The sequence below is a fragment of the Streptomyces sp. ADI95-16 genome (assembly GCF_003721495.1).
Lineage (GTDB): Bacteria > Actinomycetota > Actinomycetes > Streptomycetales > Streptomycetaceae > Streptomyces > Streptomyces goshikiensis.
On sequence record NZ_CP033581.1, the window covers coordinates 7,578,658 to 7,602,224 of the forward strand.

22 protein-coding genes and 1 pseudogene are annotated in these 23,567 nt (G+C 73.2%); 7 read left to right on the forward strand and 16 right to left on the reverse strand.

Features of this window, described 5'->3' with window-relative positions; all coding sequences use genetic code 11:
* Positions 1 to 38 precede the first annotated feature (38 nt).
* Together EES41_RS33675 and EES41_RS33680 are read right to left on the reverse strand one after the other, a co-directional pair.
* Positions 39 to 575 (reverse strand): hypothetical protein, encoded by a 537-nt coding sequence (locus tag EES41_RS33675; protein WP_174261774.1) that lies wholly within the window; start codon positions 573 to 575, stop codon positions 39 to 41.
* A 121-nt stretch (positions 576 to 696) separates the two neighbouring features.
* A complete protein-coding gene (locus tag EES41_RS33680; protein WP_123081678.1) occupies positions 697 to 2,535 on the reverse strand; it encodes a glycoside hydrolase family 15 protein in 1,839 nt (612 codons plus the stop codon).
* A 392-nt stretch (positions 2,536 to 2,927) separates the two neighbouring features.
* Here EES41_RS33680 and EES41_RS33685 point away from each other — a divergent pair, with 392 nt between their 5' ends.
* The 3 genes and pseudogenes from EES41_RS33685 to EES41_RS33695 all read left to right on the forward strand — a co-directional run.
* On the forward strand, positions 2,928 to 3,287 hold the full coding sequence (locus tag EES41_RS33685) for a peptidase inhibitor family I36 protein (protein ID WP_123081679.1): 360 nt from the start codon (positions 2,928 to 2,930) through the stop codon (positions 3,285 to 3,287).
* A gap of 250 nt (positions 3,288 to 3,537) precedes the next feature.
* The gene (locus tag EES41_RS33690; RefSeq protein WP_123081680.1) at positions 3,538 to 3,972 is read left to right on the forward strand and encodes an ATP-binding protein; all 435 of its coding nucleotides are present in this window, start codon (positions 3,538 to 3,540) and stop codon (positions 3,970 to 3,972) included.
* A 50-nt stretch (positions 3,973 to 4,022) separates the two neighbouring features.
* Positions 4,023 to 4,544, forward strand: a pseudogene (locus tag EES41_RS33695) (VanZ family protein); the annotation flags it as partial.
* A 382-nt stretch (positions 4,545 to 4,926) separates the two neighbouring features.
* On the opposite strand, the gene EES41_RS33700 reads toward EES41_RS33695, so the two are convergent.
* Positions 4,927 to 5,763 (reverse strand): DUF1206 domain-containing protein, encoded by an 837-nt coding sequence (locus EES41_RS33700; protein WP_123081681.1) that lies wholly within the window; start codon positions 5,761 to 5,763, stop codon positions 4,927 to 4,929.
* Complete coding sequence (locus EES41_RS43930; protein ID WP_302186180.1) at positions 5,760 to 5,885, reverse strand: hypothetical protein; 126 nt, start codon at positions 5,883 to 5,885, stop codon at positions 5,760 to 5,762. The genes EES41_RS33700 and EES41_RS43930 overlap by 4 nt, the downstream gene beginning before the upstream one ends.
* A gap of 189 nt (positions 5,886 to 6,074) precedes the next feature.
* Between EES41_RS43930 and EES41_RS33710 the strand changes: the two genes are divergently transcribed.
* On the forward strand, positions 6,075 to 6,449 hold the full coding sequence (locus EES41_RS33710) for a PRC-barrel domain-containing protein (RefSeq protein ID WP_123081682.1): 375 nt from the start codon (positions 6,075 to 6,077) through the stop codon (positions 6,447 to 6,449).
* A gap of 91 nt (positions 6,450 to 6,540) precedes the next feature.
* On the opposite strand, the gene EES41_RS33715 is transcribed toward EES41_RS33710, so the two are convergent.
* The 5 genes from EES41_RS33715 to EES41_RS33735 form a co-directional block, all read right to left on the reverse strand.
* Positions 6,541 to 7,203, reverse strand: coding sequence for a DUF4230 domain-containing protein (locus tag EES41_RS33715; protein ID WP_073798767.1), 663 nt, complete (start codon positions 7,201 to 7,203; stop codon positions 6,541 to 6,543).
* Positions 7,204 to 7,297: 94 nt separating this feature from the next.
* Positions 7,298 to 7,765, reverse strand: coding sequence for an ATP-binding protein (locus EES41_RS33720; protein ID WP_123081683.1), 468 nt, complete (start codon positions 7,763 to 7,765; stop codon positions 7,298 to 7,300).
* A gap of 123 nt (positions 7,766 to 7,888) precedes the next feature.
* Positions 7,889 to 8,836 carry a sensor histidine kinase gene (locus tag EES41_RS33725; protein WP_123081684.1) on the reverse strand — a complete coding sequence of 316 codons (948 nt, stop codon included), beginning with the start codon at positions 8,834 to 8,836 and terminating at the stop codon, positions 7,889 to 7,891.
* Positions 8,833 to 9,264 carry an STAS domain-containing protein gene (locus EES41_RS33730; RefSeq protein WP_123081685.1) on the reverse strand — a complete coding sequence of 144 codons (432 nt, stop codon included), beginning with the start codon at positions 9,262 to 9,264 and terminating at the stop codon, positions 8,833 to 8,835. Before EES41_RS33730 ends, EES41_RS33725 begins: the two co-directional genes overlap by 4 nt.
* Before the next feature lie 9 nt (positions 9,265 to 9,273).
* Positions 9,274 to 10,185 carry a SigB/SigF/SigG family RNA polymerase sigma factor gene (locus EES41_RS33735; protein ID WP_164496015.1) on the reverse strand — a complete coding sequence of 304 codons (912 nt, stop codon included), beginning with the start codon at positions 10,183 to 10,185 and terminating at the stop codon, positions 9,274 to 9,276.
* A gap of 219 nt (positions 10,186 to 10,404) precedes the next feature.
* Between EES41_RS33735 and EES41_RS33740 the strand changes: the two genes are divergently transcribed.
* The 3 genes from EES41_RS33740 to EES41_RS33750 all read left to right on the forward strand — a co-directional run bounded on the left by EES41_RS33740 (position 10,405) and on the right by EES41_RS33750 (position 17,121).
* On the forward strand, positions 10,405 to 10,749 hold the full coding sequence (locus tag EES41_RS33740) for an STAS domain-containing protein (protein WP_123081687.1): 345 nt from the start codon (positions 10,405 to 10,407) through the stop codon (positions 10,747 to 10,749).
* A gap of 205 nt (positions 10,750 to 10,954) precedes the next feature.
* Positions 10,955 to 14,698 (forward strand): HAMP domain-containing protein, encoded by a 3,744-nt coding sequence (locus EES41_RS33745; RefSeq protein ID WP_123081688.1) that lies wholly within the window; start codon positions 10,955 to 10,957, stop codon positions 14,696 to 14,698.
* Positions 14,695 to 17,121, forward strand: a complete 2,427-nt coding sequence (locus EES41_RS33750) for a SpoIIE family protein phosphatase (protein WP_123081689.1) — start codon at positions 14,695 to 14,697, stop codon at positions 17,119 to 17,121. The genes EES41_RS33745 and EES41_RS33750 overlap by 4 nt, the downstream gene beginning before the upstream one ends.
* Before the next feature lie 12 nt (positions 17,122 to 17,133).
* On the opposite strand, the gene EES41_RS33755 is transcribed toward EES41_RS33750, so the two are convergent.
* The 7 genes from EES41_RS33755 to EES41_RS33785 all read right to left on the reverse strand — a co-directional run bounded on the left by EES41_RS33755 (position 17,134) and on the right by EES41_RS33785 (position 23,493).
* Positions 17,134 to 17,472 carry a helix-turn-helix transcriptional regulator gene (locus EES41_RS33755; RefSeq protein WP_037800290.1) on the reverse strand — a complete coding sequence of 113 codons (339 nt, stop codon included), beginning with the start codon at positions 17,470 to 17,472 and terminating at the stop codon, positions 17,134 to 17,136.
* A 201-nt stretch (positions 17,473 to 17,673) separates the two neighbouring features.
* Complete coding sequence (locus tag EES41_RS33760; protein WP_037799022.1) at positions 17,674 to 18,048, reverse strand: hypothetical protein; 375 nt, start codon at positions 18,046 to 18,048, stop codon at positions 17,674 to 17,676.
* Positions 18,049 to 18,245: 197 nt separating this feature from the next.
* Complete coding sequence (locus tag EES41_RS33765) at positions 18,246 to 19,487, reverse strand: VWA-like domain-containing protein (RefSeq protein WP_123081690.1); 1,242 nt, start codon at positions 19,485 to 19,487, stop codon at positions 18,246 to 18,248.
* Positions 19,487 to 20,692: a MoxR family ATPase gene (locus tag EES41_RS33770; protein WP_123081691.1), complete on the reverse strand. Its 1,206-nt coding sequence runs from the start codon at positions 20,690 to 20,692 to the stop codon at positions 19,487 to 19,489. Before EES41_RS33770 ends, EES41_RS33765 begins: the two co-directional genes overlap by 1 nt.
* 41 nt (positions 20,693 to 20,733) lie before the next feature.
* Positions 20,734 to 22,113, reverse strand: coding sequence for a hypothetical protein (locus tag EES41_RS33775; RefSeq protein ID WP_123081692.1), 1,380 nt, complete (start codon positions 22,111 to 22,113; stop codon positions 20,734 to 20,736).
* A gap of 169 nt (positions 22,114 to 22,282) precedes the next feature.
* Positions 22,283 to 22,756 carry a DUF2269 family protein gene (locus EES41_RS33780; RefSeq protein WP_123081693.1) on the reverse strand — a complete coding sequence of 158 codons (474 nt, stop codon included), beginning with the start codon at positions 22,754 to 22,756 and terminating at the stop codon, positions 22,283 to 22,285.
* A gap of 59 nt (positions 22,757 to 22,815) precedes the next feature.
* Complete coding sequence (locus EES41_RS33785) at positions 22,816 to 23,493, reverse strand: DJ-1/PfpI family protein (RefSeq protein WP_123081694.1); 678 nt, start codon at positions 23,491 to 23,493, stop codon at positions 22,816 to 22,818.
* Positions 23,494 to 23,567 lie beyond the last annotated feature (74 nt).

A 23,567-nucleotide genomic window follows, 5' to 3' on the forward strand; every position in this document is an offset into this window, starting at 1 on the left:
CGCGGGCCGCGCCGGTCCCGGCGCGCCGACACCGGATGTCAGTGGCCGGCGGCCGCCTTGACCAGCGCGACGGCGGTGCCGATGGCCGCGTCCAGGACGCCCGCCAGCAACGCGGAGACCGTGCCGCCGCCCATCCGGATCCCGCCGAAACAGCCCCAGGCGAACAGGGTCGCGACGTTCACGCCGGCCGCCGTCAGCAGCGCGGTGTCCAGCTCCATCACCCCGAGCACGGCCGCGCCGATCAGCACCAGCGGCCCGGCGGCGGACACCAGCAGCGGGCTGCTGACGGCCAGCATGGCGCGCAGCTCGTGGCCCGTCGCCAGCCGGCCGTGGACGACGCGGTGGGCCTGCTGGTCAGCGACCAGTGCGGCCAGCCACAGCCCGACCGCTGCCGTCAGTACGGTGGCGGCCGCTCCCATCGCGTCGGCGTGCTCGGAGCCGGCGAGGCCGATCACCACCGAAATCATGGTGATGGACGCGTAGAGGCGCTCCTTGAGGCGCGCGGCGGCGAACCGCGGATCGTCTTCGAAGGCCTCATCGGCGCCGCCGGCGCCGGGGGGCTCGTCGTGGGCCATGCGGCACACCGTAGGGCCGGCCGGCGGGAGGCACCCGCCGCCCGCTGCGGTCACCGTCCGCCGTCACCCGGACGGCCGACGGGGCGCCGGCCGGCGCTGGACCTCCGGTCATCGTCCGCCGTCACTCCCAGCCGCCGTCGGCCGGGGCCCGGTCGAGTTCCTCGTCCAGGGCGAGCGCGGCGGTGATCAGCGCGAGGTGTGTGAACGCCTGCGGGAAATTGCCCAGTTGCTCGCCCGTCGGCCCGATCTCCTCGGCGAAGAGGCCGACGTGGTTCGCGTACGTGAGCATCTTGTCGAAGGCGTAGCGCGCCTGCTGGAGCCGGCCCGCGCGGGCCAGGGCGTGCACGTACAGGAAGCTGCACAGCGAGAACGTGCCCTCCGAGCCGCGCAGTCCGTCGGGCGAGGCGGCCGGGTCGTAGCGGTAGACGAGGCTGTCGGAGACCAGCTCGCGGTCGATCGCGTCGAGGGTGGACAGCCAGCGGGGATCGCGCGGGCTGATGAAACCGACCACCGGCATCAGCAGCAGCGAGGCGTCCAGGACCGGGCTGCCGTAGTGCTGGACGAAGGCCCGGCGCTCCCCGTCCCAGCCCCGCTCCATGATCTGCCGCATCACGGCGTCCCGGGTCGCGGTCCAGCGGGCCACGTCGGCGGGGCGCGCGAGCAGGGTGGCCTGGCGGACGCCGCGGTCCATGGCCACCCAGCACATCAGGCGGCTGTACGTGAAGTCCTCGCGGCCGCCGCGGGTCTCCCAGATGCCCTCGTCCGGCCGGTCCCAGTGGTCGCAGAGCCAGTCCAGGATCTCCGCGGAGCGCTGCCAGCCGTCGTACCCGACCGCCTCGGTGAGGGTGGCGGCCTGGGCCAGGGCGTAGACGACCTCGCCGTAGACGTCCAGCTGCAACTGGCCGGCGGCGCCGTTGCCGGCCCGTACGGGCGCCGATCCCCGCCAGCCCTCCAGATGGCCGAGGACCTCCTCCGCCAAGTGGGGGTCGCCGTCCACGCGGTACATGATCTGCAAGGGTTCGCCGCTGGGCGCTTCGCCGGCCATGACCCGCCGGCCCAGCCAGGCGCGGAAGGCGTCGGCCTCCTCGGTGAAGCCGATCTCGCGCATGGCGCGCACCGACAGCGAGGCGTCACGGATCCAGGTGTAGCGGTAGTCCCAGTTGCGCTCACCGCCCTCCTGCTCGGGGAGGCCCATGGTGGGCGCCGCGACGGGCGCGCCGCTGGGCGCGTAGGTGAGGAGCTTGAGGGTGATCGCGGAGCGGTTGACCATCTGCTGCCAGCGGCCCCGGTAGCGGCAGCGGCTCATCCAGCCGTGCCAGAACCGGTTGACCCGCAGGTAGCTCTCCAGCACCTCGTCCACCGACGTCGCCGCGGGCGCCGGGCCGTCGGCGTCACAGACGGTGAGCACCACCGCGGCGCGTTCCCCGGTCTCCAGCACGATGGCGGCCCGCACGTCCGGGCCGTCGGCCTCCAGCGGAACGGGACCGAGGGCCTGGAGGTACGCGTGCGTGCCGGGCCCGGCGAACCGCGCGGTGGCGCCGTCCACGACCAGGTCATGGGGCCGGCGGCCGTAGTCGAAGCGGGGTCGGCACTCCAGCGTGAACCGCACCCGCCCGCGCACCACGCGCAGGATGCGCACGATCCGGTGCCGGTCGGTGGCGGTGCGGGGCTCCCGGACGGGCATGAAGTCGACCACCTCGCCGACCCCGTCGGAGGTCAGGAACCGTGTCACCAGCACGGCGGTGTCGGCGAGGTACAGCTGGCGGGTGGTGACGCGCGGCGCGTCGGCCGTGAGGGCGAAGAAGCCGCCGCGCTCGTGGTCCAGGAGGCCCGCGAAGATGCTGGGGGAGTCGAACCGGGGCGAGCAGAACCAGTCGAGCACGCCCTCGGAGGAGACGAGCGCGCAGGTCTGCAGGTCTCCGATCAGGCCGTGATCGGCGATCGGCGGATAGCGGCGCATCGGCCCTCCTCAGCGGGCAGGACCCCCGGCCGGGCGGCGGGCCCCGGCCGGGCGGCGGGCACCGGGCGAGCCCGCGCACCCCCATCCCACCAGCGCCGACGCCGCGCGGCATCCGCTCCCCGGCGCGCGTAGCCCGTTCGGAGGGTCCCGGTCCGCGAATCGCACGTCCTGTGGCCATTCGAACGTTCACGACCCCCGACCTGGGGCGTCGCGGATGTTCAGCCGGAAAAGCCTCGAATGGTGCTGAGGAGAACCGAACACGGATGAACTGGCTGAATCACCCGTAGTCGGCGGATCCATTCACCGACCAGACTTTTCCCCAGCGCCCGCCCGCACCGTGCGGGCAGGCCGTAGGAGGGGCAGTGAATCGTCGTACGAGGTTCGCACTGGCCATGACCACCGGATTCTTCGGTGCCGCACTCGCACTCGCGCCCGCGGCGCAAGCCGGGGCGGCATCGGCCACCGGCTACGACAACTGTGCGTCGGGCTGGATCTGTTTCTACTCGGAGAAGGACGGCGGCGGGCAGAAGTGCCAGTGGTCGGGGAACTCCACCGACACCCGCGCCCAGTGCTCGTGGATGCGGGCCGGTACGAACACCCGCTCCGTCTACAACCACACGGGCAGCCGGTTCCACTACTACCACGGCGTCAACTACACGAACCGGATCGGCAGCACTACGGCCGGTAACCGGGGCAACCTCGCCGGGACCTACACGATCGGCTCCCTCTGCGCCGGATCCTGCCCGGGCTGACCCGCTCGCCCCCCCCGCAAAGCAGTCGCCGCGTCCGCCGGGAAGCCCCCGGCGGACGCGGCGGTGGGTTCTGAGCCGGTCCGCGCCAGTGGGTCCGCATGTGTCCGGGCGATCAGCGCGGGCATACGCGGAACCTGGCGACGGTGACCGCGGGACGGCCGCCGCTCGCGTTCATCCAACAGAGCAGAGCAGAGGCATCGGCCGGGGTGAGGCGACAGTGAATACGAAGAGGGCAGCCGTCGGCGGGCCCATGTGTACGGAAACGCCGGTCACGTTCCAGCGGCGCAGGCTCGACCTGCGCGGCATCCGGGGCGCGGTCGGCAAGGGCAGGGACTTCACTCGGCAGGCCCTGCGGGACTGGGGATGGGACCGGCGCGAGAGCGCCGAGGACGCCCTCCTCGTCGTGTCGGAGCTGGTGACCAACGCCGCCCTGCACGCGCACGGGTGCCAGGAGCTCGTCCTCACCGCCGGTGAGGGCCTGCGCATCGAGGTGGTCGACGGCGACACGGCGCCTCCCCGCCCGCAGGCCGTGCGCCGGGTCGGCGTACCGGGCGGCCGCGGCCTGTACATCGTGCAGCGGCTCGCCGACGGCTGGGGCTCCCGTGCCCATGGCACCGGCAAGGTGGTCTGGGCGGAGTTCGACGCCTCCCGGCTGACCGGCGCTCCCGAGGGCCGCGGCCGCTGAGCGCCCCGGGCGCGCGCTTCGGGGTTCCCCCAGGGGGTAGACGCGCCCGCATGACACAGAGGCACGCGCGGTGGCGCGACGAGAAGTCCGAGGAAGAGGTCGTACCGGTCCCCGGGAGGCGACGCGGCCCCGTGTCCCCGGTCGTGCGGGCCCTGGCGATGGTGGCGGCGTTCGCCGGGACGGTGCTGTTCAGCCTGGCGCTGGCCCGGCTGACACTGGAGCCGTCGGCGGCCTCCGTGGACCTCGTCCACAGCAATGTGCGGCCCGGCCATTCGATCGACGCCTACCTGCACGGGACCTCGACGACCGAGGCCGTGCGCCAGCTGGGCGGGAACCTGCTGCTCGGCCTGCCGTTCGGCGTGCTCCTGCCCGTGCTGCTGCCCCCGGCCAGGGGGCTGGTGCGGGTCGCCGTCGTGACGCTCTGCCTGATGACCCTGGTGGAGCTGATCCAGGGCGCCCTGGTCACCGGGCGCGTCTTCGACATCGACGACGTCATCCTCAACACCGCCGGGGCGCTCCTCGGGTACCTGCTGATCGGCCGGCGGCTCGGGCGCGCCGTGCATCCCCGCCGCCACCACTGGTGGCACCGCTGGACCCGGCGCGAGGCGGCGGGCCGGCCGGCGGCCGGAGCCGTTCCGCCGCCGAGGCCGCAGCCGAAGACGGCCCCGGAGCCGCAGCGGGGGCCGGAGCCGGGCCCGGAGGCGAAGCCGAAGCCGAAGACGGCCCCGGAGTCGCAGCGGAAGCCGGAGTCGGGCCCGGAGGCGAAGCCGAAGCCGAAGTGGAAGTGGCGGCCGGGCTCGGAGCGGGCGCCGAAGCCGAGTCCGGACCGGGACGCGGGCCCGAGCCCGGCCCCCGACCCGGACCCGAGCCCGGCGCGGGCGGCGCGGGCCGGCATCCGGCTCAGGCGCCGCGACCCCCGCTGACCATCCGCGCGGAGCACCGGTGGCGCGGAGGTCAGACCTCGCGCCACCGGGCCGCCACCCAGGAGAACACCCCGAACAGCATCAGCCCGGCGGCGACCGCCACCAGCAGCCACGGGCCCGCCGCCGTGAGGGTGAACGACCGCAGGGTGTCGTCCATCCCCTTCGCCTGCGCGGGGTCGTAGCGCACCGCCGCGAAGACGAGGAAGCCACCGGCCGCGGCGAACACGGCGCCACGGGCCAGGCCGCCCGTCACACCGAGGAAGTCCACGGCCCGGCGCCAGCGGGCCGAGAGCCCGCCCAACGCGAGGTGCTTGCGGAACTTGCACCGCGCCGCCTGGACCGCGATGACCACACCCGCGACGGCGATCCCGACCCCCGCCGCCCCCACCAGCCACTGGCCGGCGGGCAGCTCCAGCGCCTTCGCCGTCGCATCGCGGGACTCCTCGTCGCCGGAGCGCCCGCCACCGCCCGCCGCGAAGGTGAACACGGAGAACGCGGCGACGGCGTAGAAGGCGGCGCGGCCTGCCGAGGCCAGCCGCTTCAGCGGCTTGTCCCCGTCCGGACCGGCCGCGCCGAAAGCCGCCTCCGACAGGCGCCACAGTGCCATGCCGACCAGCCCGATGGCCACGGCCCAGATGAGGACACCGCCGAAGGGCTTCCCCGCGAGTTCCTGGAGGGCGCCCTGCCGGTCGGCCTCCTTGCCGCCCCCGTCGCCGAAGGCGACCCGTACGGCCAGCATCCCTATCAGTACGTACAGCACACCGCGCGCCACCAGACCGCAGCGCGCGGTGACCTCCCTGACCGCGCCGCCCCGGGACGCGGACCGGGATGCGGACCGGGCCGCTGTGCGAGCTCCGCCGACTCTCATCGCGCTCGGACCTCGTCCCGCCGGGCGCCCGTGAAGGCGGGGAACGGTCCGAACCGGGTCCACTGGTTGTACGTCGTGCATATGGGGACGTTGACCTCGACGTGCTCTTCGACGTGCGACATGCGCACCCCTTCCGTGTCGTCGGCGGGGCCGCGCACCGGGGCGCGGCCCCGCCGGCAGGGACCTTGCAGGCGCGGCTACCCGCCCCCGACGGCCCCATGCCAATTCCCGCGCATGGAAGAACGGTCGCCGGGCAGGCGGATCTCCGAAGGCACCGTCCGACGAAATCAACCGGCGAGGAGAAACCTGCCATGACCGAGAACGCGTGGGGCTACCGCGAGACGTCCGGCCGCCTGGAGGGCGTGGACCTGACCGGCTACAAGGTCGAGGCCGAGGACGGCAGCATCGGCAAGGTCGACAAACATTCGGACGAGGCCGGGTCCGCGTACATCGTCGTCGACACCGGCCCGTGGATCTTCGGCAAGGAGGTCCTGCTGCCGGCCGGCACGGTCTCGCGCATCGACGCGGCCGAGGAGAAGATCTACGTCGAGCTGTCCAAGGAGCAGATCAAGTCCGCTCCGGAGTTCATCCGAGAGAACCACCTCGACGACACCGGCTACCGGGAGCAGCTGGGGTCGTACTACGGTCTCGGCCCCTTCGGCGGTCCGTTCGTCGGTCACATGTGACCCCGTCCGCGTAAGGCTGCCGGAGGCCGGCGGCCGCGCACACGGTTCCCGAAGGTCACGGGCACCTGTGCGCGGCCGCCGGCCTCACCCGTCACCCGTAGCTGACCGTCACCTCCCGGAAGCCCAGCGAGCGCAGCAGGTTCTCCAGCATCGCCGTGGTGTTCTTCTCGGTGCGCTGGACGAGGCCGCTCTCGCGAGCGGCCTCCTCTATGTGCTGCGCGGCCAGCTTCTGTACGGCCTGCTCGCCGGACGGATTGTCCGAGAACAGGTCTCCGAGCCGGTCCAGCAGTCCGCGCTGCTTCGACACGGCGTACGAGCGCTCGGGGTCGAGGGCCGCGGCGCCGAGCACCGCGTGCGGCAGCCGGATCGAGGCCTTCGTGCGGTCGGAGTCGACCGTGACGCTCTGCTCGCCCAGTCCGCCCAGCTCGACGTAGCCGCCGACGGTGCCGGCGCCGACGTACAGGGTGCGGGTGCCGCGGATCGCGTCAGGCAGGAACGCCGCGTCCTTCTCCAGGTCCACGACGACCTGGAAGTTGCCGACGGCGCCCTCGTAGCGGTCCATGTCCTGGATCGACTTGAGCAGCGCGGGACCGGAGCGGTCCCGGGTTTCCTCACCCCACAGGCCGCCGAATCCCGGAAGCAGGCTGAACCGCTCCACGAGCACGACCAGCACCACGAGCACCGCGAGGGCGATGGCGATCCGCCCCCACCACGGGCGGCGCACGCCGCCCGGCCGTTCCGAAGAGGTCTCCATGGTGCGCGGATACCCCGTGGCCCGGCCTCCACCCCACGTCCGCCCGAACTCCCTTGTCCCACAAGGGAGTTCGCGCGGTCAGGGGCTCAGGGTGCTACGAGCCCGCCGGCCTGCCGGAGGCCAGCCGCGAGGCCTCGATCTCCGCCCAGACGGCCTTGCCGTGGTCGTGGACGCGGGTTCCCCAGCGATCGGACAGCCGCTCCACGATGTACAGCCCGTGCCCGCCGGGCAGGCCCTGCCGCGGTGTCGGATTGCGCCGGGGCAGCGTCGTCGTGCCGTCGAACACCTCGATCCGCAGGACGTCGTCCCCGCCCGTGAGGACGAGTTCCAGACAACCGTCGGCGTGCAGTGACGCGTTGGTCAGCAGCTCAGACACCAGCAGCAGGGTGTCATCGGCTGTCGCGTTTCCGTCCCAGTTCCAGTCCCGCAAGGCCTGGCGCGTGAAATCGCGCCCCTTCGTCACATGGCCGCGGACACCCGCCAGAGCGAGCCGGCGGCGCTGGCCGCCGACAGGAGGTCCGATGCGCACGGGTTCACCTGTCGTCGGTCCCATGGTTTCCACTGTTGTCTTTCACCCCCGCCAGTCGATGCCGGTTCCCCGTCCATGAACCGGTGGTGTACGTCCTGCTGGTCCGGCCCCGGGGACTCCCGAGCATGCCCGTGACATTGTAGGACACCGACGGTCTCACAGGGTCGCCATGTGGAGCCTCAAAGTGAGGCCCCGGTCCGTGGCGCGGATCTCGACCAGATCGCACAGCTGGTGGATCATCCACAGGCCGCGGCCACCGTCGGTCGACGCCAGCGCGGGACGGCGCCGTCCCGCCAGCGGGTCGGCCAGACGGCCGCCGTCCTGGATCTCGGCGACGACCCCCGCCCCGGTGGCCCACAGGCGGAGCGTTCCCGCGCCGCCCCCGTGGGAAAGGGAGTTGGCCGCCGCCTCGCTGACGGCGAGCACGAGGTCGCCGCGCCGCGCCGATGTCAGGGCGGATCCGCGGGCCCAGTTCTCGGCCTGCTGCCGCACCGCTGACAGCTCTCCGTGGGCGTAGTCGAGCCGGAGCACGTCGCCTTCGGGTGCGGGCAGCGGGACGTCGCAGTCGGCGGAGACCGCCGCGACGTCGGTGTAGGCCGGGCTGGGCAGGTCCCGGCCCTTCTCGATCACCGTGGGGTGGGTGCGCCGGGCATCGGCCACCACCGCCTGCGACAGGCCCCGCACGTCGTACGGGCACAGGACGGTCGCCCGGCGCCCCTCGAAGGCGGCGTTGATGAGGGCCTCGTGACGCGTGGCCTCCCGCACCTCGGCGGGGGTGCGCCCGGGCCAGATCGGCTCGCCGACGATGCGGGCCGCCCGGTCCGGGTGACGGTCCGCGAAGTCCTGCAGCGCGGCCAGGATCCGGCCGGGGTTGCGGCCCGCCTCGGTCATGTCCGTCCAGACGACCTCGGACGCGTCCGCGCCGAGGTCCCCGCGCAGGGCGTCCAGGTGCGGGCCCGGCACGGCGACGAGGACCGGCTCGTCGGCGCTCAGGGCGGTGCGGACGAAGCCGGCCACCCCCGCGACGTACTCCGGGAGGTCCTGGTAGAAGAGGGCAGGGTGGACGAAGGCCCCCGGGCCCGCAGGCGCCGGAACAGTGATCATGCTGCGACCTCCAGCGCGGCGCATTCGTCCGGGAACATCTCCACTACCTTGCGGAGCGAGTAGGGCGGGTCGTGGATCAACAGGCGCCTGCCCTGAGCGGTAAAGGTAGTCGACGCGCGCACCAGGGCGGCCACCGCGGCCGCGTCCAGGAACACCACGGCGGACAGATCGAGATGGACGACGGGACCGGGGATCCGGGTCACGATGCCGAGCGCCGAGGCCAGGACCTGACGGCTGTCGAGGTCGCAGTCGCCGCTGAGGCGCGCGCCCGGCCGGTCCCGCAGCGGCGCGGCCGTCAGCATCGCGGCCGCGCCGCTCCCCGGGCTCACGCACCGTACGACCGCGTCCGCCCGCGCCGCACCCTCCCGGCGCGGCTGCGCGCCGAGGGGCGGGGCGGGGCGGTCGGGTCCGTGAGCCGACGAGGTCATCTCCGCTCCCTACACTCCGCTGAGCATCCCGGCGCGCAGCCGGGTGAGGGTCCGGGACAGGATGCGGGAGACCTGCATCTGGGAGATGCCGAGCTCGGCCCCGATCTCGGCCTGGGTCTTCTCCTCGCCGAAGCGCATGCGCAGGATGAGCAGATCGCGCTCGTCCAGCTTCTCCAGCAGGGGCGCGAGGGTGTGGAACTCCTCGAAGAGCTCCATGGCGGGGTCGTTGTCGCCGAGCTTCTCGGCCAGCGGACGCGTACCCCGGCTGGACGTGGACTGGGTGTCCCCGTCGGAGCCCGCGGTGTCCAGGGAACCGCTCGTGTAGCCGTTGGCGGCGACCAGCCCCTCGATGACCTCCTCCTCGGGGAGCTCCAGGTGCTGGGCGACCTCCTTGACCGTCGGCGCCCTGCCGAGCACATCGGTCAGGGACTCCTGCGCCTTGGCGAGCTCCGTACGCAGCTCCTGCAGACGGCGGGGCACGTGCACGGCCCAGGTGGTGTCGCGGAAGTGACGCTTGATCTCACCGGTGATGTAGGGGAGGGCGAGGGTGGAGAACTCCACCTCGCGCTCGGGGTCGTACCGGTCGATCGCCTTGATGAGGCCGATGGTTCCGACCTGGACGATGTCGTCCATGTCGATGCCCCCGCCGAACGCGCGGGCGCGGAACCGGCGCGCCGCGAACTGGACGAGCGAGAGATTCATCTCGATCAGCGTGTTGCGCGCGTACTGGTACTCGCGCGTCCCCTCCTCCAGGACGCGCAACCTGCCGAAGAAGAGCCTCGACAGCTCGCGTGCGTCGCCAGGTGCCATCTCCCGGGCGTTTACCACCTGGGGGAGTTCCGCCTCTTGTGTGCTTGCGGAACCCCTGACCTGCGTGTCTGTTGCACGAATGGGGCTTACGGCGGTGGCCGAGCGAGACATGGTGGCCGTTCCCTCCCGTTGACGTACGGCTGCCGGGGCGCTTCTGCCCCGACTTCTGAGTCCTACACAACAATTATCAAATCAATTTCCGCGAGGCTCCCGACGGCCGCGCGGCCGGGCGCGGAACGGGTCGGTGCCCGGCCCCTTGGCATCCTCCACGGCACGAGCAGGCATACTCCCTAGCGGAGGACGAACAGGTGACGATCCGGGGAGGCGCACATGACCGGAGCAGGGGACACGTACCAAGAAGGCGTGGTCGGGGACGGCTACTCGGCCGGGCCCGGATGGGTGGTGGCGGCGCGCGGGGAGTTGGACCAGGACACGCTCGGCCCTCTGGAGGAGGCGCTCGCCTCGGCCGCGGACCGGCACCGGCTCGTGGTGCTGGACGCGAGCTCCATCACCTTCGGTGATTCCTCCTTCCTGAACCTGCTGCTGAGGCTGCATCACGCCACCGGGCTGCGGATCGCCGCTCCCGGCGAACAGCTGAGGCGCCTGTTCGCCCTGACCGGTGCCGACACGGTCCTGTCCGTGCACCCGAGCGTGGAAGAAGCCCTCGGCGCCTGACACTTGCCCGCGCGGCCGGTCACGGGTGCCGGCCGGTGCGGCCCCGGTGTGACCGGCCGTGCCTTATCGTCGCTTTGACGGCGCTAGCCTTCAGTGACCGGTGCCGAGGCCTGGGAGGTCCGGCGGGCCGGGCGCTCAGGCATGTCCCGGTGCCGGTGGTGGTCCCGCGCACCGGGGTGACGGGTATCGAGCGTGGGGTTGGCGGATGGCCGAGCGGGCGGGTACGGATTCACTGAGCGGGGTGCCGGTGGTGCCGCGCGAGGGCGGGATCGGCGAGCCGGAACTGCGCCTGCTGCTGGCCGGGCTCACCGCCGTACGCGACGGGGACTTCCGGACCCGGCTGCCCGATGCGTCGGACGGGCTGCTCGGTGAGATCGCCACGGTCTTCAACGGGATGGTCAACCAGCTGTCGCTGTTCACCTCCGAGGTGACCCGGGTGGCCCGCGAGGTGGGCACCGAGGGAACCCTGGGCGGCCAGGCGGACGTCCCCGGGGTCGGGGGAGCCTGGCTGGACCTCACCGATTCGGTCAATTTCATGGCCGGGAACCTTACGGCCCAGGTGCGCTCCATCGCCCAGGTCGCCACCGCCGTGGCCAAGGGCGATCTCTCCCAGAAGATCAACGTCACCGCGCGCGGGGAGATCCTTGAGCTGAAGGAGACCATCAACACGATGGTCGACCAGCTCTCCGCGTTCGCCGACGAGGTCACCCGCGTCTCCCGGGAGGTCGGCACCGAGGGCAACCTGGGCGGCCAGGCCACGGTCCGGGGCGTCTCCGGCACCTGGAAGGACCTCACCGACAACGTCAACGTGATGGCCTCCAACCTGACCGGACAGGTGCGCTCGATCGCCCAGGTGGCCACCGCCGTCGCCCGCGGCGACCTGTCGCAGAAGATCGTGGTGGAGGCGAAGGGCGAGGTCGCCGCGCTCGCCGGTGTCATCAACACGATGGTCGACACGCTGTCCGCGTTCGCCGACGAGGTCACCCGCGTCGCGCGCGAGGTCGGCACCGAGGGCCGGCTCGGCGGCCAGGCTCGGGTCCCCAACGTGGCGGGCACCTGGAAGGACCTGACCGACAACGTCAACTCCATGGCCAACAACCTCACGGGCCAGGTCCGCAACATCGCCCTCGTGACGACGGCCGTCGCCAACGGCGATCTGTCCAAGAAGATCGACGTGGACGCCCGCGGCGAGATCCTGGAGCTGAAGACCACCATCAACACGATGGTCGACCAGCTCTCCTCCTTCGCCGCCGAGGTCACGAGGGTGGCCCGCGAGGTCGGCAGCGAGGGCCGGCTCGGCGGCCAGGCCGAGGTCGAGGGAGTCTCCGGCACCTGGAAGCGCCTGACCGAGAACGTCAACGAACTCGCCGGGAACCTCACCCGCCAGGTCCGGGCCATCGCCGAGGTCGCCAGCGCGGTCGCCGAGGGGGACCTGACCCTCTCCATCACCGTCGACGCCTCGGGCGAGGTCGCGGAACTCAAGGACAACATCAACTCGATGGTGGGCTCGCTGCGCGAGAGCACCCGCGCCAACCAGGAACAGGACTGGCTGAAGTCCAACCTGGCCCGGATCTCCGGCCTGATGCAGGGCCACCGCGACCTCGCCGCCGTCGCCGAACTCGTCATGGACGAACTGACGCCGCTGGTCGCCGCCCAGTACGGCGCCTTCTACCTCGCCGAGGACGGCCCCGCCGGCACCGTGCTCACCCTCGTCGGCTCCTACGGCCGGCCCGCGGGCGCCGACGAGGGCACCGGCTTCGCCCTCGGCGAGTCCCTCGTCGGGCAGGCGGCCCGCAGCCACCGGATCATCGCCACCGACCAGGTCCCCGGCGGCTACGTGATCTCCTCCGGGCTCGGTCACACCACCCCGGGCAGCCTGATCATCCTGCCGATCGTGGTGGACGACCAGGTCCTCGGCGTGATCGAGCTCGCCTCCTTCACCGCCTTCACCCCCGTGCACCGCGACTTCCTCGGCCAGCTGATGGAGACCATCGGCGTCAACGTCAACACGATCGTCGCCAACGCCCGCACCGACGAACTCCTCGGCGAGTCCCAGCGGCTCACCGGCGAACTCCAGGCCCGCTCCGAGGAACTCCAGGTCCAGCAGGAGGAACTCCAGCGCTCCAACGCCGAACTGGAGGAGAAGGCAGCCCTCCTCGCCAGCCAGAACAGCGACATCGAGGCCAAGAACCTGCAGATCGAGCAGGCCAGGCAGGAGCTGGAGGCCCGCGCGCAGCAGCTGTCGCTGGCCTCCACCTACAAGTCCGAGTTCCTGGCCAACATGAGCCACGAGCTGCGCACCCCCCTCAACAGCCTGCTCATCCTCGCCCAGCTGCTCGCCCAGAACCCCACCCGCAACCTCACCCCCAAGCAGGTCGAGTACGCGGGCATCATCCACTCCGCCGGCTCGGACCTGCTCCAGCTGATCAACGACATCCTCGACCTGTCGAAGGTCGAGGCCGGCAAGATGGACATCAACCCCGAGCGGGTGCACCTGCCGCAGCTGCTCGACTACGTCGATGCCACCTTCCGCCCGATGACCACGCAGAAGAGCCTCGACTTCACCGTCACCACCGCCCCCGACGCGCCGGCCGACCTGCTCACCGACGACTCGCGGCTGCGCCAGATCCTGCGCAACCTGCTGTCCAACGCCGTCAAGTTCACCGAGCGCGGCGGCGTCGAGCTCCGCATCGAACCGGCGGCGGGCTCCGAGATCCCCACCGGTCTGCGCCGCCGCGGAGCCATCGTCGCCTTCCGGGTGCGGGACACCGGAATCGGCATCCCCGAGCAGCAGCTGGAATCCGTCTTCGGCGCCTTCCAGCAGGCCGACGGCACCACCAGCCGCAAGTACGGCGGCACCGGCCTCGGGCTCTCCATCAGCCGTGAGATCGCCCAGCTCCTCGGCGGGGCCGTCACCGCGGAGAGCACACCGGGCCAGGGCAGCACCTTCACCCTCTACCTGCCCGTCAGCTGGGCCGACCACGAGGAGCACGCCCTCGCCGGTGTGCCCGCCCAGGCGTCCGGGCACACCGAGCCCGGAACGGCCCGCCCGGGACGCGCGGGGAGCGCGGTCCTCCCGCCGCAGCGCCAGGCCCGCCGCCTCCTGGTGATCGAGGAACGGCCCAACGGCCTGCTCTCCCTCGTCGCCGAGAGCGCCGACCGCGACTTCACCCCCCGCCACCAGCCGACGGGAGAGCACGGCGGCATCCAGATCGTCAACGCCACCAGCTCCCGGGAAGCCGCCGCGGCCCTCGCCACCGATTCCTTCCACTGCGTCGTCCTCGAACTCGACATGCCCGACGGAGAGGCCCTGCGCTTCCTCGACGCCCTCGACGGCGACCCGGCCCTGTCCTCCCTCCCGGTCCTCGCCCACAACAACCCCCGTGTGCGCACCGGCCAGGACAAGGCACTGCGGGACCGGCCCGCCGCGCGCCACCTGGAACTGCTCTCCAGCCTGGACGAGCTGCGCGAGCGCATCGTGCTGCACCTGTCCGCCGACCAGCCGGGGGACGTACTGCCCCTCGTACAGGGCGACACACAGCGCCGGCAGACCTCCCCCGTGCCCGTCGACGACCTCGCCGGACACACGGTCCTGGTCGTCGACGACGACGCCCGCAACCTCTTCGCCCTCAGTGGGGTCCTCGAACTGCACGGCGTCCGCGTCCTGCACGCCGAAGACGGCCGCAAGGGCATCGAGGCCCTCACCCGCCACGCGGGCGTCGACCTCATCCTGATGGACGTGATGATGCCGGAGCTCGACGGCTACGCCGCCACGGCGGAGATCCGCCGGATGCCGGAGTACGCGGCGCTGCCCATCATCGCGGTCACCGCCAAGGCCATGCCCGGGGACCGGGAGAAGAGCCTCGCCTCCGGAGCCAGCGACTACGTGACCAAACCCGTGGACGCCGACGACCTCATCGCCCGCGTCCGGCACTGGCTCACCCGATGACCTCCGACACGTACCGGCCGGGCGACGCGCCGGCGCCCGCGACCCCGGCCGAGCACCTGCCCGAAGCCGCGACCCCGATCCCGCACCAGGCCCCCACCCCGATGGGCCGGCTCGTCGCCACCGTCGAACGGCTGCGCCGCGAGGTGCTGCAGGCCCACGCCGCCGCCGACGGCCGGGCCCTGGTCGAACTGGCCAAGGGCATCCTGATCGGGCAGCTGAACTGCACCCCGGCCGCGGCGGCACGACAGCTCGACGTGCTGTGCCGCGACAGCGGGCTGTCCCCGCTCGAACTCGCCGCCGACATCGTCAACCAGGCCGCGCGCGACCACGTCACCGAGGTCGCCGCCGAGTTCGTCGAGCGCACCGGCGCGGCCGAGCCGGCCGAGCGGCCCACCGCCGTCGCGGTACGGCTGCGCACCGCCGAGAGCGGCGTGCTGGCCGCCGCCGACGACACCCAGGCCGTGGCCGAGTCCCTCCTGACCAACGCGCTGGAGCCGCTGGGCGCGGTCGCCGTCGCCGTGTGGACCGCGGTCCCCGACGGCTCGCTGGCCCTGGCCGGCCACGCCGGTTTCCCGCCGAGGGAGGCGGCGCGCTGGCGCCACGTACCCCCGGGCGTGTCCACCGTCGCCCGCCTCGCGCTGCGCGAACGCCGGCTGGTCACCCTCGACCGCCTGAGCGGCGAAGGGCTGCCCTCCATCGGCCACCTGCTGTGGCCCGACGGAGGCAGGATGGCCGCCCCGACCGGGACCGGCGGGCGCATCCACGGGGTCCTCGAAATCTGCTGGCCGCAGCCCCTGGCACCGCAGCCGCCGCAGATAGAGCGCCAGATCGAGGCCCTCGCCGAACTGTGCGCCCGCACCATGGACACCTCGCCCCCGCACGACCCCGCGGTGGCCGAAGCGGTGCTCCCGGACGTCTCCGAGCTGATCGACCTCGCCGAGGGACTCCAGGACCCCGCCGTGGTCCTCACCCCGGTCCTCGACCCCGAAGGCCGGCTCACCGACTTCCGCATCCGCCACGCCAGCAGCCGCTTCGTCGACCCCGTCGGCCGACCGCGCGGCGACGTCAATGGCGCGCTGCTGCTGGAGGCCTACCCGATGGCCGCCGGCGAGAGCGGGCTGTTCGACATCATCGAGCGCGTGCACGCGACGGGCGAACCCTTCCGCGCCGAACGCATGAGCCTGACCGCGCTCGTCGACCAGATCCCGCTCACCTCGGTCGCCGACATCAGCGTCAGCCGGCACGGCGCCGCCGTCCTGCTGCTCTGGCGCATCGAGGACGAGACCGCCCGGCTCGCCGACATCCTCCAGCACGCCCAGCGCCTGGGCCGGATCGGCGGCTTCGAGGAGAACCTCGCCACCGGGGAGATCACCTGGAACGCGCAGCTCTACGCGCTCCACGGGCTCCCGCCCACCGCGCCCCCCGTACGGCTGCGCGAACTGCCCGGTTACGCCCACCCCGACGACTCCGCCGCCCTCGGCCGCTTCCTGCGGGCGGTGCTCCGCCACCGCCGCCCCGCCTCCGTCAACCTCCGCCTCCAGCGGGCCGACGGGATCACCCGCCACATCCGGGTCGTCGCCGAGCCCGTACTCGACGCGCACGAGCGGCTGCACGCGGTACGGGGCGCCTACCAGGACATCTCCGCCCAGCACTGGACCGAGGTCGCGCTGGCCGCGACGCGGGACCAGCTCGCCCACACCGAGGCCGAGTCCGCCGAACGCAACCGGCTCGCCCTCCAGCTCCAGCACGCCATCATGCCGCCCACCCCGGCGGCCATCGAGGCGCCCGGCATGCGGATCGCCGTCCGCTACCGCCCCGCCGAGACCGAGTCGCTCGTCGGCGGCGACTGGTACGACACCGTGGTGCTGCCCTCCGGACTGATCCTGCTGTCCGTCGGCGACGTCGCCGGGCACGGCATCGAGGCGGCCACCGGCATGGTCGTCCTGCGCAACGCCCTGCGCGGCCTGGCCGTCACCGGCGCGGGCCCCGGACAGCTGCTGTCCTGGCTCAACACGGTCACCCACCATCTGGCCAAGCACGTGACCGCCACCGCCGTCTGCGGGATCTTCGACCCCAGCACCCGGGTGATGCGCTGGGCGCGAGCCGGGCACCTGCCGCCCGTACTCGTACGGCAGGGGGAGGCGGGGGCGTTCCCGCTCATCGAGGGCCTGCTCCTCGGCGCGCTGCCCGACGTCAGGTACGTCGAGCGGGAGGTGCGGCTCGAACCTGACGACACCCTGCTGATGTTCACGGACGGGCTGGTGGAGCGCCGGGACTCCTCGGTGCAGGACTCCCTCGGCCACCTCGTACAGGCGGCGGCCGCCGGCGCCGGGGATCTGGACGCGCGGCTGGACCGCCTCCTCGCCGAGAGCCGGTCCGACACGGACGACGACACCTGTGTGATCGGCATCCAGGTCGGCTGACCCCGCGCCCGATCAGCGCTCCACGGACGTCTGGCGCAGCTCGGCGAGGAGCTCGCTCTGGCCCGCCAGGAGTTCGGTCAGGATGCGCCGGGCGGCGCGCAGCAGATCGGCCACGTCGCCGCCGGCCAGGGCGTAGCTGACGGTCGCGCCGTCGCGGATCGAGATGACGATCCCGGAGCGCCGCAGCACCGCCAGCTGCTGCGAGAGGTTGGACGCCTCGACGTCGATTTCGGCGAGGAGGTCCCGTACCGGCACGGGGCCGTTCTGCAGGAGTTCCAGGACGCGGATGCGGACCGGGTGCCCGAGCATGCGGAAGAACTCGGCCTTCGCCTGGTACAGAGGTACCTGCATGCCCACCAACGCTCCCGCCGTCGCTTGTTGTTCCGTACGCGCCGCCGCGAAGCCGGCGCCCGGGCCGACCGTCCCGCAGTTCAGCCGCCGGTTCTCATCATCGCGTCCACCGGGCCCACGCGCGCCCCTGCTTGACCGGTTTCAGATGTGCCCGATTGAAGAAATCTTCAATTCGTGGGCATGCGTGGGCCGGAAGGAGGACTAGAGCTCCAGGGCCGCCTCGATGCGCCGGATCTGGTGACGGGCCATGGCCAGGTTCGAATTCCCCTTGTCCAGCACGACGTACAGGAACAGGCCGGTGGTTCCTCGGCCCTTGAGGAGCCTGATGAGGTGGTACTGACTGCCGAGGGTGATCAGCAGGTCCTCGATCTCGTCGTTCAGACCAAGCATCTCCATGGTGCGGACCTTGGCCCGGATCACATCGGTGTTGCCGGCGGCGGCGACCGTGAGGTCGAGGTCCTTCCCGCCGCCGAGCGTGCCCAGGGCCATACCGCTGGTGTAGTCGACCAGGGCGGCTCCCAGCGCGCCCTCGATCGAGGCCATCGTTTCCTTCAACGAGACTTCCACATTCGCCATCGTCGACCGCTCCCTCGCTGCTCCGTCCACGGCCGGCGCCCCGTTCGGCGGGACACCGCACCACTTGTGAGACACACGCTACTGAGCGTGTCCGCAGAGGTGGGCGGAACGGTGGATTTGGCGGAAAGTACTCCTGCCGACCGGGGCTCTCCCGCCACCGCCACCGCCACCGCCACCGCCTCCCGCGCCGGGCGGGCCTACCCGATGTCCACCACGCGTGCCCATGCGGGCGGTCCGTCCGGGACGTAGTCCGGGTCCCGCTCGTCCCACGAGCCGGCCGAGCGGGACCGGGGGAACAGGCCGACCACCGTCCGGCACGGTGGCCGGGAGCCCGGCCAGCGCGTCTGGCCGTCGGTCAGGACCACGATGACATCCGGCCGGGCCGCCGACCGCAGCGCCTTGGCGAAGCCCGTACGGAGATCCGTACCGCCACCTCCCAGCAGCGGGATCCCCTCGGCGCTGCACAACGGGTGCGCGATCCGCGCCGCCGCGTCGCACGGCACCACGGTGACCAGGTCCCGCCGGCCGCCCACGGCACGCGCGATCGCGGCGACTTCGAGCAGCGCGCCGCCCAGTTCGGCGTCACTGACCGACCCGGAGGTGTCGATGACCACGCAGACCCGGGGCGGCCTGCGCCGAAGGCTTGGCAGCACGGCGCCCGGTACCCCGGCCGAGCGCCGCGACGGGCGGCCGTACGAGTAGTCCTCGCCCGCGCCGGAACCCGAGACGGCCGACCGCACCGCCGCCCCCAGCAACTCCCGCCACGGCTGCGGCGGGTGGAACGCCTCCTCAGCCCACCGCTTCCACCCCTGCGGGGTGTTCCCCGGCCGGCCGGCGATGCCCTGCGCCACCCGGAAGCGGACCGCGTCCCTTTCCTGCTCGCTCAGGCCGTGCGCGCCGTCCGGACCGAGGTCCCACTCCCGTTCCCGGCCGTCGGCCCCGCTGCCGCAGTCCAGCCAGGCCATGTGCCCCGTGTGCGGCCCGAGTCCGAACTGGCGCAGGTAGTCCTCCATGAGCTGACCTTCGGGCAGCCCCACGGACGCCGGATCGACAGCGCCCTCGGGCCGCACCAGCCCGTCGCCGAACACGTCGTCGTTGATCTCGAAGTCCGCCGCGATGTTCATCCGCAGCCGTTCCCCCGGGCCGTGCAGCCCGCGCTCCCGCGTGACCCGGTCACCGCGCCCGTGGTGGTCACGCAGCAGGTGTGACACCTCGTGCACCCACACCCCGGCCAGTTCCTCCACCGGCGTCCGGTCCACGAACGCCGGCGAGACGTAGCACCGCCAGTGCCGGTCGACGGCCATCGTCGGGACCCGCCGCGACTCCACCACGTGCAGGGCGAACAGCGCCGTCGCCAGGTAGGGCCGCACCCGAGTGGCGTGCAGCCGGGCGGCGAAGAGCTTGTCGCGGTCCAGGCCGCCCACGGTCCGCCCGGTCATCACCCGGCCTCCACGGCCCGGGCGGTGGCGCGGTCCGCCCGCCGCGACAGGTCCACCGCACCGGCGAGCCGCTCGATCGCCTCCGGTACGTCCCACTCCGCGCGGCGCAGCGCGGCGAGCGCGGTCGCGGGGACCACCACCAGGTCCGGGGCCCCGGTCTCCAGCGCCCGGACCAGGAGCGTCCACGCCGCGTCCCAGCGGGACCGCTCGGGGCGGCGGCGGACCGCTTCGACCACACCGTCGAGCGCGGCCTGCCGGAGATCGCCCCGTTCGGGCAGGGCGGCGCCCGCCGGGTCCGCGAGGAGCTCCTCGGGGTCGGGCAGCTCCATGCGGTCCAGGCCGGCCAGCAGCTCCAGTCCGGGACCGTCCCCCACGGAGCCCCTGACCAGCAAGGAGAGCACTTCCCGGGAGGAGCCGGCCGCGGTCGCGAAGGCGATCAGGCGCAGGGTCATGTCCCAGCTCCGGGGCGACGGCCAGGGGCCGCCCCGGCCGGTCTCGCCGCTGGGCAGCCGGTGGACGAGCGTCGGGCGGGTGGTGAGGAGCCCGCACACCGCGCGCCGGGCGAGGTCCACGGCCCCGGTCAGCCTCTCCGGGTCGAGCCGCGGCAGTGTCGCCCGGGGCCAGGTGCCGCCGAGACCCCGTACCACCACCTCGTGGTCATGGGTCCACCGCAGATGGACGAACCGGTTGGCCAGCGGCGGGCTCAGCTCCCAGCCGTCGGCCGCTGACGACCGCGGATTCGCGGCGGCGACGATCCGGACGCCGGGCGGCAACCGCAGCGCGCCGATGCGCCGTTCGAGCACGAGGCGGAGCAGGGCGGCCTGTACGGCCGGCGGGGCGGTGGACAGCTCGTCGAGGAACAGCAGGCCGCGGCCGGCCCGCACCAGGCGAACGGCCCAGTCCGGCGGGGCCATCGGCACGCCCTGCACCGCGGGATCGTCCCCGATGACGGGCAGGCCGGAGAAGTCCGACGGCTCGTGCACACTGGCGATCACCGTGGTCAGCGGCAGGTCCAGGGACTCGGCGAGCTGCGTCAGGGCGGCGGTCTTGCCGATCCCCGGCTCACCCCAGAGCAGTACGGGCAGGTCGGCGGCCACGGCCAGGGACAGGGCCTCCAGCTGGGTGTCCGGGCGCGGTTCGGTCGTGGTGTCGCGGAGCAGGTCCAGCAGCTCGCCGGCCACGTCGAGCGGGGCATATGAGGGCATGTGTGATCACCTGAAGGAGTCGGTGGTGCAAGGAATGGGGGTCAGCGGCGGGTCGTACGACGCCGGCGCGAACGGCGCCCGCGGACGCGGCCGCGGTCGGGTCCGGGACCGGGTTCCGCCCCGGCCAGACCCGCCCTGAACAGGCCGTACGTGATCCGCCGTTGCGCGGCGGACTCCAGCTCGTCCCGCAGGGGCCCCTCGCGCAGCAGCGCCTCGGGACCCAGCAGGCCTTCTACGATGGCGAGCGCGCCGGCGGTGTCGCCGTGGTCGAGGCGTTCGCGGACGCCGGTGAGGCAGTCGGGACGGCGGTGTGCCGCGTCGATCACCTGGAGGCAGGGGAGCGGAGTGCCGGTCAGCGCGACCAGCAGTTCCTCCCGTCGGATCTCGGCGGGATCGTGGTCGAGCGGGGCCAGCACCCCGTCGACCAGGCCGATCCGGTGCCGGGCGCCCCGGCACTCCACGAGGTGCGGCCGTCCCGCCGCGTCCGGCGCCCGGGACGGGGCGGCGGCGGGCGCGTGGCCCGGTACGAGAGCCGGGGCGACCAGCGGGTGCAGCCGGTCCGCCCCGATCGCCCCGGTGCGCAGCAGCTCCAGATCGGGCAGCACCCAGGTCGCCGCGTCGGGCAGTACGGGCAGGGCGGCGCCGCCGCCCTCCGGGGACGCCGAGATCCGCAGGCGGGGCGGACCGGCGCCGCCGGGATCCGTCACCAGGCGCAGGTCCAGCCGGTGCCGGGCCGAGAGCCGCACGGTGACGGCCCCGTCGGCGGGCAGGCCCTCCGCGCGGAGCAGCATGCCCGCCTCGGCCGCCCACCGGTCGACGGCGCAGCGGTGGCCCCGCGCAAGCAGCTCGTGCGGCGCCGGGCCCGGCGGGGCGCCGGCCCCGGACCGGGGGCCCAACTCCCCGGCCCTGCGGGCGTCCCACAGGTGGCGGTGCAGGTCCAGGCGGAACCGGCGGTGCGGGTGGGGATGCGGATGCCGGCGGGCAGCGGGCTCGTCGAGGGACCCGTCCCACAGCCCGATGCTGATCCGCTGACCGGCGTCCGCCCAGGCCGGGGGAGTGCGGGCCACGAGGTGCACCGGCCGTACGCCGTGCCCCGCGACCCCGTACCGGGCCAGGGCGAGCGTCAGCCCGGGGCGCAGCAGCCCGTCGGGAGCGATCCTCGGCATGTGCCAGCGCAGCAGGTCGGGAGCGAGGTGCCGGAGGTCGTCCCGGATCCGGGCGGCGAGCTCCCGGCCGTGGGTGCGCTCCAGGTCACGAGGGTTGAAGTCGATGTCGACACGCGCGGCGGCGCACGCCCCGGCCCAGTCCCCGGCACGGCGGCGGGCGGTCGCGGTCTCGATCATGGAGGGCGGCACGGCGAACTCGCGCACGCGCAGCCAGAGGGAAAGGCGGGAATCTCCCATCGCGGTCTCAGTGAGCATCAGCACTCACCTTGCGCGGAGGGGACCCCCCATCTGAGAGCAGAAGGAGTGATCATCGGGACAGACCCTAACGCGCACCACCCCGGTCCGCCAGGAGATTTCGCCGCCCACCGCCTGATCGCCCGCACCCTGCTGCTGCCGGACCGGGCACTCGGCCGAGTGGGGCCGTTCAGGCTCCCGTGGTGGAGCCGGGGCGGATGATCATCAGGACGGTCACGGTGGCCCACAGCAGGTTGAACACGCCGGTGTAGAGGGCCAGTTGGCGGGCGGTGCGGTCCGCGCTCTCCGGTGGGCCGGCCGGGGCGTCGAGGGCGTCCAAAGTCGCCTCCTGGCGGGGCAGGACGAGCCCGCCGAGGACGACCGCGGCCAGGGCGGTCAGCGCGATCGAGGTGATCAGCCAGGCGCTGCCGAGCACGTGCAGGCTCCTCGCCGTCGCGAAGCCGGACACCGGGACGACTACGGCGATCACCGCGTAGACCCGGCAGATCCGGTGCAGCGTACGTACGGTGGCCGGCCCGGCGGGGTCGCCGGGCGCGGCCACCGCCCGCCGCACGGCGGCAGGGAACATGCTGGCGGCCACGGTGACCGGACCGATCGCGATGATCGCCGCCAGGACGTGGACGGCGAGCAGGAATTTCGTCACGGGGAAGCTTCCAGGGAGATCGAGAGGGCGGGCCGGGGAGGGCAAGGGCGGGGCGGGTGTCAGAACGCGGCCGGGACCGGCCCGGTGGCCCGCCACACCGTGCCGCGGCGTTCGTGGGCGAACAGCCGCTCCACGGCGTGCGCGATCCGAGGCCCGAGTTCGCGCTCCAGCAGGTAGAGGCCGAGGTCCAGGCCGGAGGTGACGCCCGCGCCGCTCACCAGGTCGCCGTCGTCCACGATGCGGGCGTCGACCGCGACCGCGCCGGTGGCGGCCAGCGCGTCCAGGCCCAGGTGGTTCGTCGTGACGTGACGGCCCTCGATCAGCCCGGCCATCGCCGGCACCAGCGAGCCCCCGCACACGGTGGCCACGATCGTCTCCGGCCGCTCCAGTGCCTCCTTCAGCAGGGCCGGCAGCCCGGTGGAGAGCGAGCGCGCCAACAGGGCGGGAACCGTGTCCTCGCCGCCGGGACCGCCCGGCCCGCCCGTGTCGGCACCGGTGCCGAGCGGTCCCACCGCTCCCGGTACGAGGACCAGCCCGGCCCGCCGCGGATCCAGCCGGCCGGTGGCCCGCAGTGTGAGCAGCCCCGCGCCCGAGGGCACCTCGCGCGGCCCCTCGGCCGAGACCAGCTCGACGCTGAGCTGCCCGGGAGCGGCCATCGATCCGGCGAACAGCACCTCGTAGGGGGCGATGACGTCCAGCGGGTCGAAGCCGTCGAACAGCACGATCTGGCACAGCATCAGGAGCGGTCCCTTCCGTCGGTTCCGGCGCCCGCCCGGGGCGCCGGAACCGACGGTATGCGCGGCCGCCCATG